Origin of the sequence: Burkholderia perseverans (assembly GCF_022870505.1) — a bacterium.
Classification (GTDB): Bacteria; Pseudomonadota; Gammaproteobacteria; order Burkholderiales; family Burkholderiaceae; genus Burkholderia; species Burkholderia plantarii.
In genome coordinates, this window is record NZ_CP045093.1 from 1795745 (window position 1) to 1811679 (window position 15935).

The following is a 15935-nucleotide window of genomic DNA, read 5'->3' on the forward strand; positions in this document are numbered from 1 at the left end:
TGCATCGCCGGAGCGTTAACCTACTGCAACTTCGCGATGCGTGCAGTCCGGCGCGTGCGCTTCAGCGCTGCAGGTTGATATCGATATCAGCCTCGCGCGGCAACGGTGCCGCCGGCGATGCGAGACCACCGGGCGCGATGCGCTGCGCGCCTCCTGCGTGATGAAGCGTGTCGAACCATCGATGACGCGGCACGTCAGGCCGTATCGGCCTTCAGCGTGAGTCGCGCCTCGAGCCCGCCGCCCTCGCGATTGCGCAGCACGAGCGTGGCATCCATCGCCTGCGTCAACTGCCGCGCGATCGCGAGCCCGAGCCCGGTGCCGCCGGTGCCGCGGTTGCGCGACGTCTCGATCCGCACGAACGGCTCGAACACGGCGTCGAGCGAATCCGCCGGAATCCCCGGGCCGCGGTCGAGCACGGCGATCACGGCCTCGCCGCGCGGCGACACGGTGACCCGCACCTGCGCCGCGCCGGCGAACTTCAGCGCGTTGTCGAGCAGGTTGCCCACTACGCGCCGCAGTGCCTGCGGGCGTGCCATCACGGCGATCTCGGCGCGTGCCTCGAAACGCACGTCCTGCCCGGCGTCCTCGTAGTCGCAGATCATGCTGTCGAGCAGCGCATCGAGATCGATCCGGCACGGCGCCTCCGAGGCGCCATGCACGGTGCGCGCGTAGGCGACGCCCTCCTTCACGAGCTGCGCCATCTCGGTCAGGTCCTGGCGCAGCTTGGCGGCCTGCGCCTCGTCGTCCATCACGTCCACGCGCAGCCGCATGCGCGTGATCGGCGTCTGCAGGTCGTGCGAGATCGAGGCGAGGATCTGCATGCGTTCGGCCGTGTAGGTGGCGATCCGGTCCTGCATCGCGTTGAACGCGCGCGCGGCGCGCGCCACCTCGGAAGGCCCGCCCTCGGGCATGCGCTCGCCCTTCAGGTCCGGCCCGAGCGCGTCGGCGGCCTTGGCCAGCGCATGCAGCGGCCGCGTGGCGAGCCGCACCGCGAACCAGCAGCAGGTGGCCAGCACCGCCAGCTGCAGCAGCATCACCACCGGCAGCCAGCCCGACAGCGGCACGCCCGACACCGGGTGCGCGTCGATCGTGAGCGGCGTGCCGTCGCTGAGTTTCAGGTGGACCTGCAGGTGTTCGCTGTCGCCGGGAATCGCGTTGGCGGTCACGGCATAGGTGCGGCCGATGCCGTCGCTGATCGAGCGCTCGACGCGCGCCGACAGCGCGGCGTCCACCGGCCCGCCCGCCACGCCCGGCCCGAGTTCGAAGCGGTAGCTGCGCCGCGCGAGCCGCGGCAGCCAGGCCGCGCGCTCGGCGGGCGGCAGATGGTCGAGCAGCGCCACCGAGGCCACCACCTCGCGCTCGATGTAGCCCATCATCAGCGTGGTGGTGGCCTGGTCGCGCTCGGTCAGCGTCAGCCAGAACGACAGCATCTGCGCGGCCGCGAGCCCCACGCAGAGGATCAGCGCGAGCCGCGCGAACAGCGAGCGCGGCCAGCGCGCGCGGGCGGTGTCGGTCATGTCGGCTCGTCGATCACGGCCACGGCCGCGGAGAACACGTAGCCCTCGCTGCGCAGCGTCTTGATGTAGCGCGGCTCGCGCGCGGTGTCGCGCAGGCGCTGGCGCAGGCGGCTCACGAGCAGGTCGATCGAGCGGTCGAACGGATCGGCCTGGCGGCCCTGCGTGAGGTTCAGCAATTGGTCGCGCGTCAGCACGCGCTGCGGATGGTCGAGGAACACGCGCAGCAGCCGGTATTCGGCGCCGCTCAGCGCCACCAGCGTGCCGGCCTCGTCGAGCAGATGGCGGCCGGTGGTGTCGAGCCGCCAGTCGCCGAACGCGAGCCACTGCGCGGCCTCGCTCACCTGCATGCCGGGCGGCAGCATCCGCGTGCGGCGCAGCACGGAGCGGATCCGTGCGTACAGTTCGCGCACCGCGAACGGCTTGGTCAGGTAATCGTCGGCGCCCATTTCGAGGCCGACGATGCGGTCGGTTTCCTCGTCGCGCGCGGTCAGCATCACCACCGGCACCGCGCGGTGCTTGCCGGCGCGCAGCTCGCGGCACAGCACCAGCCCGTCGTCGCCGGGCATCATCACGTCGAGCACGATCAGGTCCGGCGCGCCGTTCTCGAGCTGGCCGCGCATCTCGCGGCCGTTCGCAGCCAGCGACACGCGCATGCCGTTCTTTTCCAGGTACTGGCCGACCAGCTCGCGGATGCCGCGATCGTCGTCGACCACCAGCACGTGATCGGGGCGCTCGTTCATCATGCGCGCGCCTCTCCGTTGACGTCACCCTCGCCATCGCGATCGCGATCGCGCCGGCGCACCGCCGCCGGGCCGCGCGCGGCGAGCGTGGTGCAGACGAGCGGATGCGCGAGTTCGGTGGCGAAACCGCCCGCCGCGAACGCGACGATCGCGACGAACCGCAGCAGCGGATGGCGCCGCGGCGCAAGCGGTGCCCGCAGGGCGTGGCTCATGCGTCCTCCACCACCGACAGGCTCGCGCCGTCGTTGAGGTTGGCCTGCTGCGCGTAGGGGTCCACGCCCTCGAGGCAACCGAGGTTGGCGCGCCAGCGCGTGGGGTCCACGCGCGTCTGGTGGAACGGATAGATCCCGCAATGGCGGCAGAAGAAGTGGCGCGCCGCGCGGCTGTTGAAGCGATATTCGGCCAGCGCGTCCTCGCCGGCGAGGATGGTCAGCGCGTCGCGCGTGAACGGCGGCGACATCAGCGCGCCCTTGCGGCGGCACAGGCTGCAGTTGCAGCGCGTGGCCGGCGCGAGCGGCGTGCGCACCTCGAAGCGAACGGCCCCGCAGTGGCAGGAACCGTGAAAAGTGTCGGCGTTCATCGTGCCAGCCTCCTTCTGTCATTGAGCAATGACGGTTTTATAGCTGATGGCGGCCGTCGATTTGTGTCGCAATGTATCTGAAATCACCCTCGATACACAACATTGCACAGCCCCGGGCCGGCCGAAACATCGGCGATACGCGGGCGCGCTCCAATGCTTCCACCGCCGCGGCGCGCGAGGCATCACCACCGTCGCGCCGCCCTCGTCGAAGCCATCCAGGAGCCCCATCATGCGTCCGCTTTATCGTCTGTGTACCGCCGCGATCGTCGCCACCGCCAGCCTCGTCGTGCTTGCCGCCGCCCGGCCAGCCGCCCTTGCGTCCACCGTCACGCGCGGCGTCGAGCCGCCCGCCACTGGCGCTGCGCCCGACTTCACCGGCATCGACCACTGGCTGAACGGGCCGCCGCAGTCGCTCGCGCAACTGCGCGGCAAGGTGGTGCTCGTCGATTTCTGGACCTATACCTGCATCAACTGCATCCACACGCTGCCCTACGTCGAGCGCTGGCACGAGAAATACCGCGCACAGGGGCTGGCCGTGATCGGCGTGCATACGCCCGAATACCCGTTCGAACGCAGCACGGCCAACGTGCGCGACGCGGTCCGGCGCTTCGGCCTGACCTACCCGGTCGCGCAGGACAACGACTACGCCACCTGGCGCGCCTACGGCAACCAGTACTGGCCGGCGTTCTATCTGATCGACAAGTCGGGGAACATCGCCTACCGGCAATTCGGTGAAGGCGATTACGAGAAGACCGAAGCGGAAATCGCGAAACTGATCGCGCAGCCGGGTTGAAACCGGCGCGCTCCCGAGGCGCAGATCGCGATTATCGAACGACGGCGCGGTGGCGCGCGCTTTCGCCTCGATAATCGCGACACCGGCCGGCGAGATAATCCATGATCGCCGCACCTAACGAAGCCGGATAATATCGGCAATTTCAAGAAATCTTGATTCCCGGCACGACGGGCGCGCATCCGGCGCGATCGCATTGCAGCATGCCGGGCCGCGCCGCCATGCCAGAAACCGCCCGGGCCGGGGCTCGCAGGCATTTCGTAAAAACCAATTGCAGTTTCTGCACGAGCGGCTAAGATACGAAGCGCGGGAAAAGACCCGCCCCGTTTCCACACAATACAAGCCACATCGGATGGCGGGGTAATTCGAACGCAATAACGGAAGCCGTGATTCCGGAAAATCAGAAGCCGTTCCGTCGTATCAACAAGAAATCAGACCAACAGGGGCCTCGCCATGAAAACCGTCCATTACCGGGCCGCGGCACTCGCCGCGCTGCTCGCCGGTGCCGCCGCGTCCGTACACGCCGATCCCGTCCCGCTGCCCGACCCGCAGATTCCCGGTTATCACTTTCCCGAAACGGAAGCCACGCTGCTCGGCTGGGTCAACCAGCCCACGGCCGCCAACCGGCAATCGATCGACCTGCATGGCTGGGGCCTGTGGGCCTCGCTGACCGCGCCGAGCGGCCAGACCGAATTCGGCATCCAGAACGTCCCGGTCTACCTGACCTGGCTGTCGCCGCAGGAAATCGCCAAGCTGCCGCCGGGCACCGCGCCCAACGCCATGAAGCTGGCCCACGTACAGCGCGCGCTGACGCTCGGCCTGCCGACGCAGTTCTTCCGCAGCAAATCGCTGATCGACAAGCTGAACAAGGAAGCGAAGCTGGAGAAGGATGCCGCCAAGCACCGGAAGCTCCTGGGCGCCGCGTCGTCCACGCCGATGAGCGTGCGCGATACCGACGTGACCGAGACGGTCGGCTACGATCCGAGCGCCGCCGCGTTCGCGCAGCAGAACAACCTGTTCTCGCTCGCCGCGCTGCGGGCCATCTACAAGGCCGGCAACGCGTCGATCCCGGCCTTCCCCGACACGGCGGTCACCATCAAGCCGGTGTACAAGGTGGTCAGCAAGGCCCACTCGTTCCAGAACCTCTACGTGATGCCCGCCTGGCCCGGCACGCCCGAGGTCATCACGCCCAAGATCAAGTCCGAGGGCTTCCCCGAAAGCTCATGGCCCGGCTGCGTCTACGTCGACAACCAGAACACCGGCACCTCGACGGCCAGCGGCGTCGATCCGACCTGCAAGGGACCGACGGCGAACAGCACCTATGGCCTCGGCGACTTCATCCATGCCACGGTGACGAAGGACAACATCGACCAGATCAAGAGCACGAGCCGCCTCACCGACATCGAGCTGGGCGACACCGTGATCCTGGTCGCCATGCACGTGACCTCGCGCGAGATGACCGAGTGGACCTGGCAGAGCTATTTCTGGACGCCCGATCCGGCGAACCCGCCGCTGCCGAGCAGCGCCGAGGTGGCCTCGCACCGGCCGGCCCAGCTGACCGGGCCGGCCGCCCACTACGCGATGACGATCGGCTACCAGATGGTCGCGCCGAACCAGCCGGTGAGCGGCGGCAAGAGCGTGGGCGAGCCGGTGATCGCCTACAACCCGTATCTCGAGTCGGGATTCAACGCCGCCACGTTCGGGCCGACGCCGGCCAACCCGGGCATCACCAACCCGGCCACGGGCAAGACCTACATGGCCACGGTCGGCGTCCAGACCAACTGCATGGCCTGCCACGGCACGGCGTCGGCGGCGTTCGACGGCAGCAAGCGGCTCGCCTACCTGACCGACATGTACCTGTCGCGCACCGACCCGGTGTTCCAGAAGCATCTGCAGACGGAATTCCTCTGGTCGATTCCCGACAACGCCAAGTGATGCCGGCGCGCCGCGGCGCGTGAGCGATCGCGGCGCGTCTCTCGCATCCGGGCGACTCGCCAAAAACACGCGGCCCGCCGAAACCGGCGGGCCGCGCGTTGCGTTGAAGCGCGCATCAAGCGCGCGTCGACATTCAAGCGCCGTCGTCAGAACCCGAGATCCGGACCGCCCGGCGCGCCGCCCGGTGCCGCCGGCGCGGCCGGCTTCGGCGCCTCGTGGACGGTGGCGTCGGTGGTCAGCAGCAGGCCCGCCACCGACGCCGCGTTCTGCAGCGCCGTGCGCGTGACCTTGGTCGGATCGAGCACGCCCGATTCCACCAGATCGCCGTATTCGCCGGTGGCCGCGTTGTAGCCGAAGTTGCCGCTGCCCTCGGCCACCTTCGCCACCACCACGCTCGCTTCCTCGCCGGCGTTGGTCACGATCTGGCGCAGCGGTTCCTCCAGCGCGCGCAGCACGATCTTCACGCCGGCGTTCTGGTCGGCGTTGATGCCCTGCACGTCGCGGATCGCCTGCTTGACGCGGATCAGCGCCACGCCGCCGCCCGGCACGATGCCCTCCTCGACGGCCGCGCGCGTGGCGTGCAGCGCGTCGTCCACGCGATCCTTCTTCTCCTTCACCTCGATCTCGGTCGCGCCGCCCACCTTGATCACGGCCACGCCGCCCGCCAGCTTCGCCACGCGCTCCTGCAGCTTCTCGCGGTCGTAGTCGGAGGTGGCGTCCTCGATCTGCACGCGGATCTGCTTGACGCGCGCCTCGATGCTGGCCTTGTCGCCGGCGCCGTCGATCACCGTGGTGTTCTCCTTGCCCACCTCGATGCGCTTGGCCTGGCCCAGCTCGGCGAGCGTCGCCTTCTCGAGCGTGAGGCCGGTTTCCTCGGCGATCACCTGGCCGCCGGTGAGGATCGCGATGTCCTCCAGCAGCGCCTTGCGGCGGTCGCCGAAGCCGGGCGCCTTGACGGCCACCGTCTTCAGGATGCCGCGAATGTTGTTGACCACCAGCGTGGCGAGCGCCTCGCCTTCCACGTCCTCGGCGATGATCAGCAGCGGCCGGCCCGCCTTCGCGACCTGTTCGAGCACCGGCAGCAGGTCGCGGATGTTCGACACCTTCTTGTCGTGCAGCAGGATGTACGGGCTGTCGAGCACCGCGACCTGGCGGTCGGGGTTGTTGACGAAGTACGGCGAGAGATAGCCGCGATCGAACTGCAGGCCCTCCACCACGTCGAGTTCGTCGGCGAGCGACTTGCCGTCCTCCACCGTGATCACGCCTTCCTTGCCGACCCGGTCGATCGCCTCGGCGATGCGCTGGCCGATCGATTCCTCGCCGTTCGCCGAGATCGTCGCCACCTGCGCGATCTCCTTGCTGGTGGTGGTCGGCTTGCTGATCTTCTTCAGTTCCTCGACGGCGGCGATCACGGCGCGGTCGATGCCGCGCTTCAGGTCGAGCGGGTTGAGCCCGGCCGCGACGTACTTCTGCCCTTCACGAACGATCGCCTGCGCGAGCACGGTGGCGGTGGTGGTGCCGTCGCCGGCGCTGTCGCTGGTCTTCGACGCCACTTCCTTGACGAGTTGCGCGCCGATGTTCTGCAGCTTGTCGGCCAGCTCGATCTCCTTGGCGACCGACACGCCGTCCTTGGTGACGACCGGCGCGCCGAAGCTGCGCTCGAGCACCACGTTGCGGCCCTTCGGCCCGAGCGTGACCTTGACGGCGTCGGCCAGCACGTTCACGCCCTCGATCAGTTTGGCGCGGTTCACGTCGCCGAATACGATGTCCTTGGCTGCCATGTTGGTTGCTCCCTCGAAATCAGACGTTGACCACCGCGAAGATGTCTTCCTCGCGCAGTACCAGCAGTTCGTTGTTGTCGAGCTTCACGGTCTGGCCGGCGTACTTGCCGAACAGCACGCGGTCGCCCACCTTCAGGTCGGGGTCGATGCGCTTGCCGTCGTTGTCACGGCGGCCCGGGCCGACCGCGAGCACCTCGCCCTGGTCCGGCTTCTCGGCGGCGCTGTCGGGCAGCACGATGCCCGACGCCGTCTTGGTTTCCTGATCGAGTCGTTTCACGATCACGCGATCGTGCAGCGGACGAAGGCTCATCTCGGCGTTCCTCTCTGGAAAGTTTGCTGTGAAATTGGCACTCGTATCGTTCGAGTGCCAAGCGAAGCCCAGTATAAGAAGCGGCCGCGCGCCGATCCAATAACGGATAGGCAGAAGGTTATGAGCGTGCGTGAAGAAGGAATATCGGGGTGGGTGATTTGGCGGGCGTGCTGTCGACGGCTGGCTGTGAGCCGGCCCGGTGCCGGGCCGGCGTGCGTCGTCAGGCGCGCGCGAGCTGCGCCAGCACCACGTCGAGCAGCACGCGCGCGCCATCGATCAGCTGATCCTCGTCCGTATGCTCGCGCGGGTTGTGGCTGATGCCGCCGCGGCTCGGCACGAAGATCATCGCGGCCGGCGCGATGCGCGCGATCATCTGCGCGTCGTGGCCGGCGCCCGAGGTCATGCGCCGGTGCGTGAAGCCGAGCCGCTCGGCCGTGGCCTCGATCGTATCGGCCAGCTGCGCGTCGAACCTCACGGGCTCGAAGCGCACGAGCCGCTCGGTGTCGATCGTCACGCCCTCGCGCCGCGCGAGCTCGGCGAGAAACACCGCGAGCCGTCGTTCGGCCTGCTGCAGGCGCGCCTCGTCGGGATCGCGCAGATCCACCGTGAACTCGGCGCTGCGCGGAATCACGTTGATCAGGTTCGGCTCCAGCCGCAGCATGCCGACGGTGGCGAGCGTGGTGCCGGCCTGCACGGCCAGCTCGCGCAGGAACACCGCCGTGGCGGCGGCCACGAAGCCGGCGTCGTGGCGCAGGCGGGTGGGCGTGGTGCCGGCGTGGTTGGCGTTGCCGCGCACGCGCACGCGCTGCCACGAGATGCCCTGCAGGTTCTCCACCACGCCGATCCGCACGCCCTCGGCCTCCAGGATCGGCCCCTGCTCGATATGCAGCTCCAGATACGCATGCGGCACGATCGAGCCGGGCGCCAGCTCGCCGGCGAAACCGATCCGCGCGAGTTCGTCGCCGAGCCGCGTGCCGTCGATGCCGATCGTGTCGAGCGCCGCGTCCACGTCCAGGCCGCCCGCGTGGACCAGCGAGCCCATCATGTCGGGCTGGTAGCGCACGCCTTCCTCGTTGGTGAAGGCGGCCACCGTGACCGGCCGCGCCGGCGCGATGCCGGCCTCGCGCAGCGCGCGCACCACGGCCAGGCCGGCCAGCACGCCGTAGCAGCCGTCGAGCGCGCCGGCGTTCGCCACCGTGTCGATATGCGAGCCGATCATCAGCGCGCGCGCGTGGCCGTCATCGCCGCCATCGCTCCCGCCCGTGCCGCCGTGCGCGGCGGGCAGCGTGCCGAACACGTTGCCGATCCGGTCAACGCGCACCACCAGGTCGAGTTCGCGCATCCAGGCCACCAGTTGCTCGCGCCCGGCGCGTTCGGCGTCGGTCAGCGCGAGGCGCGTGCGGCCACCCGCGTCGGCATCGGCGCCGATCTCGCCGAGCCGGCGCAGTTGTTCGATCAGCAGCGCGCCGTCCAGTTGCGGCTGCGTGGATGAGGAAGGCAGGGTTGGCATCGCGAGGCTCCGGTGGCACGGCGCCGGCCCGGCCCGATCGCGGGAGGCGCCCGGGCTGCATGTTAGGCCGCGCGCGCCGATAATCCGGCGCGAAAACGCGGCCGATCGCGAGAATTTATTGCGTCTTGCGACGCGACGACGTAACGATAACGCCCCTCAGAACCGCTCCCGCAGCGGCGGATCCGTGACGATCGCATGCAGCCGCGCCGGCATCGTCTCGCGCAACGCGATCAGCTTGCGCAGATCCGGCACCGGCCGCGCCAGCGCCGCATCGCTCGCGAACGCGGTTTCGAGCCCTTGCGCCGCGTCGAGCAGGCCGGCCTCGCCGCGCATCGGGCCGATCACCTGCAGGCCGAACGGCATGCCCAGGTGGTCGACGCCGCACGGCAGCGACAGCGCCGGGTTGGTCAGCAGCGTGACGACGTAAGTCAGCGCGACCCAGCGGTAGTAGGTGTCGAGCGTGGTGTCGCCGATCCGGTCGCAATGCGGCGTGGTCCACGCGAACGGCGTGACCGGCGACACCGGCGAGACGATCAGGTCGTAGCGCGCGAACAGCGCCTGGAAGCGCCGGTACATCGCGGTGCGCCGTGTCTCGGCGCGCGCCGCGTCGGCGAGCGTGAGCGCGCTGCCCATCTCGTAGTTGGCGCGCGTGTTCGGCCCGAGCAGCGCCGGATCGCGCTCGTAGGTCTCGCGCATCGCGGCGACGAATTCCTGCGCGCGCACCACGTCGAACACCTCGTGCGCCTCGGCCAGTTCCAGCTCGACCGGCTCGCACACGCGCACCAGCGAGGCGAGGCGCGCGATCCTGGCGCGGAACGTCGCGCGAATCGAATCATCCACCGCGCAGACGCCGAAGTCCTCGGTATAGCCGATGCGCAGCCTGGCGGGATCGCGCCGCGCGCCGGCCTGCGGATCGAGCCAGGCGGGATAGCCGAGCGGATCGTCGGGCGCGTGGCCCGCCACGGCGGCCAGTTGCAGGCGCACGTCGGCCACGCTGCGGCCCATCGGCCCGCTGACCCAGTTCGGCGCCCATCCCAGCAGCCGCTGCGCCGACGGCACCAGGCCCGGCGACGCGCGAAACCCGACCACGCCGCACAGCGCCGCCGGAATCCGCAGCGAGCCGCCGAGGTCCGAGCCGGTCGCGAGCGGCAGCATGCCGGTGGCGAGCGCCACCGCCGAGCCGCCCGACGAGCCGCCGGCGTTCAGGTCCGGATCGAACGGATTGCCGGTGGCGCCCCACACGGCGTTGCGCGTGTTGGCACCGGCGCCCATCTCGGGCGTGTTGGTCTTGGCGGCGACGATCGCGCCCGCCGCGCGCAGGCGCGCGACGAACGCGTTGTCGGCCGCCGGCACATGGTCGCGATGCGGCACCGAGCCGTAGGTGGTCAACAGGCCGGCCGTTTCCTCCAGATCCTTCACGCCGATCGGCAGGCCGTGCAGCAGGCCCAGCGGCCGGCCGCGCGCGACGGCCTCCTGCGCGAGCCGGGCCTCGTCGCGCGCGCGTTCGAACGCGGTGGCCGCGAGCGCGTTCACCGCCGGCCCGACGGCCTCGATGCGCGCGAGGCAGGCGTCGAGCAGCTCGACGGGCGAGAGCTGGCCCGCGCCGATCAGGCGGCGGGCCTCGACGGCGGACAATTCCGTTAAGGTGTCGGACATGCGGATCAGGAAAGAGTGAGCGGCCGGGCGAAGCCGGCCCGTGACGCGCGGGCGCGCTCAGGCCGCCAGCGCGCGCGCGGAGCGGTCGACGCAGGCCACGATCGCATCGCGCGTGTTGAGCAGGTGCAGGCGCGTCTGCTCACGCACCGCGGCGGTGTCGCCCGCGCGCCAGGCGGCCAGCAGCTGCGCGTGATCGTGGTTGTTGCTGGCCATGATGTCTGGTTGCACATACATCGAAAGCGACACGTAGGGGCGCGCGAGCAGCGACAGCCCGCGCACCATCTCGAACAGCCGCGTGCCGGCCTCGCATTGCATCAGCGCCTGGTGGAACGCCTCGTTGAGCAAAGTCCACTGCTCCGAACTCGGCGCGGCCGCGCTTATCGCGTCGTGGCACGCGGCGGCGGCATCGAGCTGGGCCTCGCTCGCATGCTCGCAGGCGCGCGCGGCGAGCATCGGTTCGAGCAGCATGCGCAGCTCGTAGATCTCGCTGACGTCGCCGGCCGTCAGGCCGCGCACCTCGACGCCCTTGTTCGGATCGATCGCGACGAGCCCTTCCGCGCGCAGGTCGCGAAACGCCTCGCGCACCGGCGTCGTGCTGACCTCGAGCCGCTTGGCCACCTCCTCCTGACGCAGGCGCGTGCCGGCCGCGTAGACGCCCTGCAGAATCTCCGCGCGCAGCGTGCCGAGTACGTATTCCTGAATCGTGCGATACGGTTTGCCCATGATGTCCCCTCCGATGCCGATGCGGCTGCCGATGCCGACGTATCAGGCCACGGCGCCGAACGCGCCGGGATCGAGATCGCGCCGCGCGCCGATCTCGCGCTCGACCCAGGCCGCGACGCGCAGCGTCGCCGGATCCGCGCCGAACGCGCCGACCACCTGGAAGCCGAGCGGCAGGCCCTGCGCGGTCCAGCCCGACGGCACCGTCACGGCCGGCATGCCGATCAGGCTCCACGGCGCGCAGAACACCGGATCGCCGGTGTCGTCGAGCCCTTCGGGCGCCGCGCCGGTGGCCGGCACGCTGACCAGCGCGTCGCAGCCGGCCAGCAGCGCCGCCGATTCGGCGCGCAGCGCGCGCTGCAGGTCCAGCGCCTCGCGATAGCGCGCCTCGGGCATCGCCGCGCCTTCATCGACGAGCGCGCGCATGTGATGGCTCAGCTGCCCCGGATGATCGCGATCCACCGGCCCGACCGCCTGCCACGCCTCGACGCGCAGGATCACCTGCAGCGCGTCGACGATCCGCGCCAGGTCCGCGCCGAATTCGATCTCCACCACCTCGGCGCCGGCCGCGCGCAGGCGCGCGAGCGACGCCTCGAAGTTGTCCTTCTGCGCTTCCTGCATGCGCCCGTCGAACGGCGTGCGCACCACGCCCAGGCGCGGCGGCGCGGCCAGCGGCGCGAACCAGGCCTGCCAGCTCGCCAGGTCGGTGATCGCCTGCGGCTGCCCGGCCACGAACAGCGCGTGCGCGAGCGCCGCCATCTCCACCGACTGCGCGAAGAAGCCGACGTGATCGAGCGAGGCCGCGAGCGGATGCACGCCCTCGCGCGACACGCCGCCGTGGCTCGGCTTGTAGCCGACCACGCCGCAATAAGCGGCCGGCCGGATCACCGAGCCCACCGTCTGGGTGCCGAGCGCGAGCGGCACGATGCCCGCGCCCACCGCCGCCGCCGAGCCGCTCGACGAGCCGCCCGGCGTGTGCGTGGTGCGCCACGGGTTGACGGTCGGGCCGGGCTGGCGCCACGCGAACTCGGTGGTCACGGTCTTGCCGAACACCGTCGCGCCGTACTCGCGCAGCTTCGCCACCACGGCCGCGTCGGCGGCCGGGCGATGCTCGCGATAGATCGGCGAACCGTAGGCGGTCGGCATGTCGGCCGTATCGATCAGATCCTTCACGCCTACCGGCAGCCCCGCCAGCGGCGCGCCGGCAGCGGGCTCGGCATAGGTGTCCGGGCGATGCGTGAAGGCGCGCAGCACCGGTTCGAGCGCCTCGGCGCGCGCGATGCTGGCGGCCAGCCGCGCGCGGCTCGCGGCGGGGTCGCCGCGCTGCGAGATCAGCGTGGTCACGAACGACGAGGCGGTTTCGGTCATCTTGCGGCTCCATGCGAGGCGTTCGCCGGCCCCCGGCCGCGAACGCGTTGATCGAAGCGCGGGCGGGCCCGCGCGGGATTCACCGGCCGGCTCACTTGCCCAGCGCCGCGGCGAACGAATTGTCGACCGACCCGGCGTAGGTCACGCTGCCGGGCTTGATGTTGCCGATCGACTCCTGCAGGTCCAGCGCATTACGGAACGCCTGCTCGGAAATCGCGGGCGTCGGCGCATAGATGTTCTGGTCGATCAGGCGGCCCACGGCCGCTTCCACGATCTTCGGGTCGAGCGTCGGAAACTCGCCTTTTGCCACGTCCTTGGCGGTCTGCGGCGACTGGCGGATCAGCGCCTCGGCCTCGGCCATCGACTTCACGAAGGCGGCGACCATCTTCGGCTTGTCCTTGATGGTGGAAGCCAGCGTATCGATGGTCGAGAACGCGTAGCCGCCCGGGTAGGCCTTCGGAAAACCATACACGATCTGGTAGCCCTGCGCGATGCCGGTGTCGGCCTGCGGCTCGTAGACGGCCGCCGCCTGGCTGCGGCCCGCGCTCACCGGCGCCAGTTCGGTGCCGATCTGCACCGTGTTCAGCGCGACCTTGTCGATCTTCTGGTCCTTCACGAGCCGCTGCAGCAGATAGGTGCTGGTGGACGGCGGCAGCGCCACCGCCACGCTCTTGCCCGACAGGTCGCCGGGTTGATGCAGGCCGGCTTCGGGCGGCGCGATCACCCACACCGGCACGCCCGCCACCACGTTGGCCACGCTGATCACGTTGGCGCCCTTCAGGTTCGCGAGCACCGCCGTCATCGGGTCCTGCAGCGAGAAGTCCGCATGACCGCCGATCACCGCCGCCACGCCGGCCGCGCCGCTGCTGGCCGTCACCTTCTTCACGTCGAGCCCGTTCTTCGCGAAGATGCCCTTGTCGATCGCCACGTAGAGCGGCAGGTACTGGATCGACTGGAACGCCTGATACACCGTGACCGGCTCGGCCGCTTGCGCGGTCGCCTGCCCCGCCAGCCCGGCCGCGAGCGCGACGCCCGCCGCGATTGCTCCCATGCGCATGTCGATTCGCTTCATCATCTTGCCTTCCATGAAATCACCTTCGCTTCCGTGAATTGAACGATCCAGCTCAGCAGCGTCGCCATCAGCGTGAGCACGATGATGCCGAGCCACACCGTGTTCAGGTCGAACAGCGAACCCGCGACGAACACCTCGTGGCCGAGCCCGGCCTGCGAGGCGATGTACTCGCCCACCACCGCGCCGATCAGCGCGAAGCCGATGTTCACGCGCAGCGTCGAGAACACCCACGGCAGCGCGCCCGGCACGATCAGCTTGGTGAAGATCAGCGCGGGCCGCGCGTTGAACGAGCGGAACAGGTTGAGCAGATCGCGGTCGATCTCGCGCGAGGCCGCGCAGGCCGAGATCATCGCCACCGCGAACGTGGAAATGCCGGCCAGCCACACCTTCGACGCCATGTCCGAGCCGAACCAGATCACGATCAGCGGGCCGAGCGCGATCTTCGGGATGCTGTTCAGGATGATCGACAGGCCCTCGGCCACGCCCGAGACGCGCGGCACGAACCACAGCAGCAGGCCGGCCGCGATGCCCAGGCCGCTGCCGATCACGAGGCCGAGCACGGTCTCGTAGAACGTGACGAGCGTGTCGCTCGCCAGCGTGCCGCCGTCGAGTCCCTGCTGCAGCGCCAGCCAGATGCCGGTGGGCGAGCCGAGCAGCTTGCCGTTGATCCAGCCCGCCGAGACCGCCAGCTGCCAGAAGCCGATCAGCGCCACCACCACCAGCGCGACGGCGCCGGTGGTGCCGAGCCGCGCAATGCGGCGCGGTTTCGCGCGCCGGCGCGGCGCTGAATTGGAAGAATTGGAAGACATCGCTACGTCGCTCATGCCGTGGCTCCCGAGTGCTGGATGGTGTGGCTGCGCAGTCCGTTCCAGACGCGCGAGTGGAAGGTGCGGAACTCGGGCGCCTCGCGCGCCGACACCGCGGTACGCGGGCCGTGCGTGGTGAGGCGCACCTCGATGTCGTCCTCGATGCGCGCCGGGCGGCCGCCCAGCAGGATCACGCGATCGCTGACGGCGATCGCCTCCTCGATGTCGTGCGTGACGAGCACGACGCTCGTGCCGTTCTGCTCGCGCAGCATCATCACGTCGTCCTCCAGCGCGAGTCGGGTTTCGTAGTCGAGCGCGGAGAACGGCTCGTCGAGCAGCACCAGCGTGGGATCGACCAGCAGCGTGCGGGTCAGCGCCACGCGCTGGCGCATGCCGCCCGACAGCGCGTGCGGATAGGCGTCGGCCACGGCGCCCAGCCCGTAGCGCGACAGCATCTGGCGCGCGCGTTCGAGATCGGCCGGGCCGACCTTGCGATACAGCTCGATGCCGAGCACGGCGTTCTGCAACACCGTGCGCCATGGCATCAGCAAGTCCTTCTGCAGCATGTAGGCGATGCGGCCCGCGCTGCCGTCCTCGCGCGCGCCCACGCTCACCTGGCCCGACTGCGGCCGGATCAGCCCGGACACGAGGTTGAACAGCGTGCTCTTGCCGGCCCCGCTGCGCCCGACGATCGACACGATCTCGCCGCGCTTCACGCTGAAGTCGAGCCGCTCGAAGATCGGCACTTCCACGTCGTCTGCAGTCCGAAATGCATGACTGAGCTGCTGGACCCTGAGGCGGTCCGTACCCGATGCGCGCATCGCATCGATCCCGCCCGCTGCAGGCGCAGCGGCAAAGGTAGAGAGACTCATGGACATCTCCATCGGTACGTGATGTACGGTTGTGCTATGCACAACGCATGATGCACAATCAAAAAAACGCTGGCACAAAATGAAAAAAAATCGGTGGCGGCCGCGTGCTGCAAGCTGGGGCGCGTGTCGCGCACGAAAAACGTGCGGCGTGGTGAGGTGTCTTGCCGGTGCGGGAAATGCTGCACCGCGATGGCGCACGGGGTGATGTGCGAAGGTGAACTGCGAGGGGAAGCGGAAAGGCGAAGGGAGGCGACTTCGCTATTGAACGATGCCGCTGG

Annotated in this window: 15 protein-coding genes; 2 read left to right on the plus strand and 13 right to left on the minus strand. The window is 69.7% G+C overall.

Going from position 1 to position 15935, the window contains the following annotated elements; genetic code table 11:
• Nucleotides 1-194 precede the first annotated feature (194 nt).
• The 4 genes from BpN12_RS07515 to BpN12_RS07530 are packed head-to-tail and all read right to left on the minus strand — an operon-like array spanning nucleotide 195 to nucleotide 2837.
• Nucleotides 195-1517, minus strand: coding sequence for an ATP-binding protein (locus tag BpN12_RS07515; RefSeq protein ID WP_246791823.1), 1323 nt, complete (start codon nucleotides 1515-1517; stop codon nucleotides 195-197).
• The gene (locus BpN12_RS07520; protein WP_280529104.1) at nucleotides 1514-2260 is read right to left on the minus strand and encodes a response regulator; all 747 of its coding nucleotides are present in this window, start codon (nucleotides 2258-2260) and stop codon (nucleotides 1514-1516) included. Before BpN12_RS07520 ends, BpN12_RS07515 begins: the two co-directional genes overlap by 4 nt.
• On the minus strand, nucleotides 2257-2469 hold the full coding sequence (locus BpN12_RS07525) for a hypothetical protein (protein ID WP_246794744.1): 213 nt from the start codon (nucleotides 2467-2469) through the stop codon (nucleotides 2257-2259). Before BpN12_RS07525 ends, BpN12_RS07520 begins: the two co-directional genes overlap by 4 nt.
• The gene (locus tag BpN12_RS07530) at nucleotides 2466-2837 is read right to left on the minus strand and encodes a GFA family protein (protein ID WP_246791824.1); all 372 of its coding nucleotides are present in this window, start codon (nucleotides 2835-2837) and stop codon (nucleotides 2466-2468) included. The genes BpN12_RS07525 and BpN12_RS07530 overlap by 4 nt, the downstream gene beginning before the upstream one ends.
• A 229-nt stretch (nucleotides 2838-3066) precedes the next feature.
• Between BpN12_RS07530 and BpN12_RS07535 the strand changes: the two genes are divergently transcribed.
• Nucleotides 3067-3630, plus strand: coding sequence for a thioredoxin family protein (locus BpN12_RS07535; RefSeq protein ID WP_246791825.1), 564 nt, complete (start codon nucleotides 3067-3069; stop codon nucleotides 3628-3630).
• A gap of 450 nt (nucleotides 3631-4080) precedes the next feature.
• The gene (locus tag BpN12_RS07540) at nucleotides 4081-5562 is read left to right on the plus strand and encodes a hypothetical protein (protein WP_246791826.1); all 1482 of its coding nucleotides are present in this window, start codon (nucleotides 4081-4083) and stop codon (nucleotides 5560-5562) included.
• Nucleotides 5563-5708: 146 nt separating this feature from the next.
• Here BpN12_RS07540 and groL read toward each other — a convergent pair whose 3' ends face one another.
• The 9 genes from groL to BpN12_RS07585 form a co-directional block, all read right to left on the minus strand.
• Nucleotides 5709-7343, minus strand: a complete 1635-nt coding sequence (gene groL / locus BpN12_RS07545) for a chaperonin GroEL (RefSeq protein WP_246791827.1) — start codon at nucleotides 7341-7343, stop codon at nucleotides 5709-5711.
• A gap of 19 nt (nucleotides 7344-7362) precedes the next feature.
• Nucleotides 7363-7653: a co-chaperone GroES gene (locus BpN12_RS07550; protein ID WP_246791828.1), complete on the minus strand. Its 291-nt coding sequence runs from the start codon at nucleotides 7651-7653 to the stop codon at nucleotides 7363-7365.
• Nucleotides 7654-7873: 220 nt separating this feature from the next.
• A complete protein-coding gene (locus tag BpN12_RS07555; protein WP_246791829.1) occupies nucleotides 7874-9163 on the minus strand; it encodes a Zn-dependent hydrolase in 1290 nt (429 codons plus the stop codon).
• Nucleotides 9164-9319: 156 nt separating this feature from the next.
• A complete protein-coding gene (locus BpN12_RS07560) occupies nucleotides 9320-10819 on the minus strand; it encodes an amidase (RefSeq protein ID WP_246791830.1) in 1500 nt (499 codons plus the stop codon).
• A gap of 57 nt (nucleotides 10820-10876) precedes the next feature.
• Nucleotides 10877-11542, minus strand: a complete 666-nt coding sequence (locus BpN12_RS07565; protein WP_246791831.1) for a GntR family transcriptional regulator — start codon at nucleotides 11540-11542, stop codon at nucleotides 10877-10879.
• Nucleotides 11543-11584: 42 nt separating this feature from the next.
• Entirely contained in the window at nucleotides 11585-12907 is a 1323-nt protein-coding gene (locus tag BpN12_RS07570) for an amidase (protein WP_246791832.1), read from the minus strand.
• A gap of 91 nt (nucleotides 12908-12998) precedes the next feature.
• Complete coding sequence (locus BpN12_RS07575; RefSeq protein WP_342346183.1) at nucleotides 12999-13982, minus strand: ABC transporter substrate-binding protein; 984 nt, start codon at nucleotides 13980-13982, stop codon at nucleotides 12999-13001.
• On the minus strand, nucleotides 13979-14788 hold the full coding sequence (locus tag BpN12_RS07580; protein ID WP_246791833.1) for an ABC transporter permease: 810 nt from the start codon (nucleotides 14786-14788) through the stop codon (nucleotides 13979-13981). The genes BpN12_RS07575 and BpN12_RS07580 overlap by 4 nt, the downstream gene beginning before the upstream one ends.
• Nucleotides 14789-14799: 11 nt before the next feature.
• Nucleotides 14800-15537 (minus strand): ABC transporter ATP-binding protein, encoded by a 738-nt coding sequence (locus BpN12_RS07585; protein ID WP_246791834.1) that lies wholly within the window; start codon nucleotides 15535-15537, stop codon nucleotides 14800-14802.
• Between the last annotated feature and the right edge of the window lie 398 nt (nucleotides 15538-15935).

Coding starts and splice junctions, on each gene's coding strand:
- BpN12_RS07515 (WP_246791823.1), bottom strand. CDS start 1,517: ATGACCGACACCGCCCGCGCGCGCTGGCCGCGCTCGCTGTTCGCGCGG.
- BpN12_RS07520 (WP_280529104.1), bottom strand. CDS start 2,260: ATGATGAACGAGCGCCCCGATCACGTGCTGGTGGTCGACGACGATCGC.
- BpN12_RS07525 (WP_246794744.1), bottom strand. CDS start 2,469: ATGAGCCACGCCCTGCGGGCACCGCTTGCGCCGCGGCGCCATCCGCTG.
- BpN12_RS07530 (WP_246791824.1), bottom strand. CDS start 2,837: ATGAACGCCGACACTTTTCACGGTTCCTGCCACTGCGGGGCCGTTCGC.
- BpN12_RS07535 (WP_246791825.1), top strand. CDS start 3,067: ATGCGTCCGCTTTATCGTCTGTGTACCGCCGCGATCGTCGCCACCGCC.
- BpN12_RS07540 (WP_246791826.1), top strand. CDS start 4,081: ATGAAAACCGTCCATTACCGGGCCGCGGCACTCGCCGCGCTGCTCGCC.
- groL (WP_246791827.1), bottom strand. CDS start 7,343: ATGGCAGCCAAGGACATCGTATTCGGCGACGTGAACCGCGCCAAACTG.
- BpN12_RS07550 (WP_246791828.1), bottom strand. CDS start 7,653: ATGAGCCTTCGTCCGCTGCACGATCGCGTGATCGTGAAACGACTCGAT.
- BpN12_RS07555 (WP_246791829.1), bottom strand. CDS start 9,163: ATGCCAACCCTGCCTTCCTCATCCACGCAGCCGCAACTGGACGGCGCG.
- BpN12_RS07560 (WP_246791830.1), bottom strand. CDS start 10,819: ATGTCCGACACCTTAACGGAATTGTCCGCCGTCGAGGCCCGCCGCCTG.
- BpN12_RS07565 (WP_246791831.1), bottom strand. CDS start 11,542: ATGGGCAAACCGTATCGCACGATTCAGGAATACGTACTCGGCACGCTG.
- BpN12_RS07570 (WP_246791832.1), bottom strand. CDS start 12,907: ATGACCGAAACCGCCTCGTCGTTCGTGACCACGCTGATCTCGCAGCGC.
- BpN12_RS07575 (WP_342346183.1), bottom strand. CDS start 13,982: ATGATGAAGCGAATCGACATGCGCATGGGAGCAATCGCGGCGGGCGTC.
- BpN12_RS07580 (WP_246791833.1), bottom strand. CDS start 14,788: ATGTCTTCCAATTCTTCCAATTCAGCGCCGCGCCGGCGCGCGAAACCG.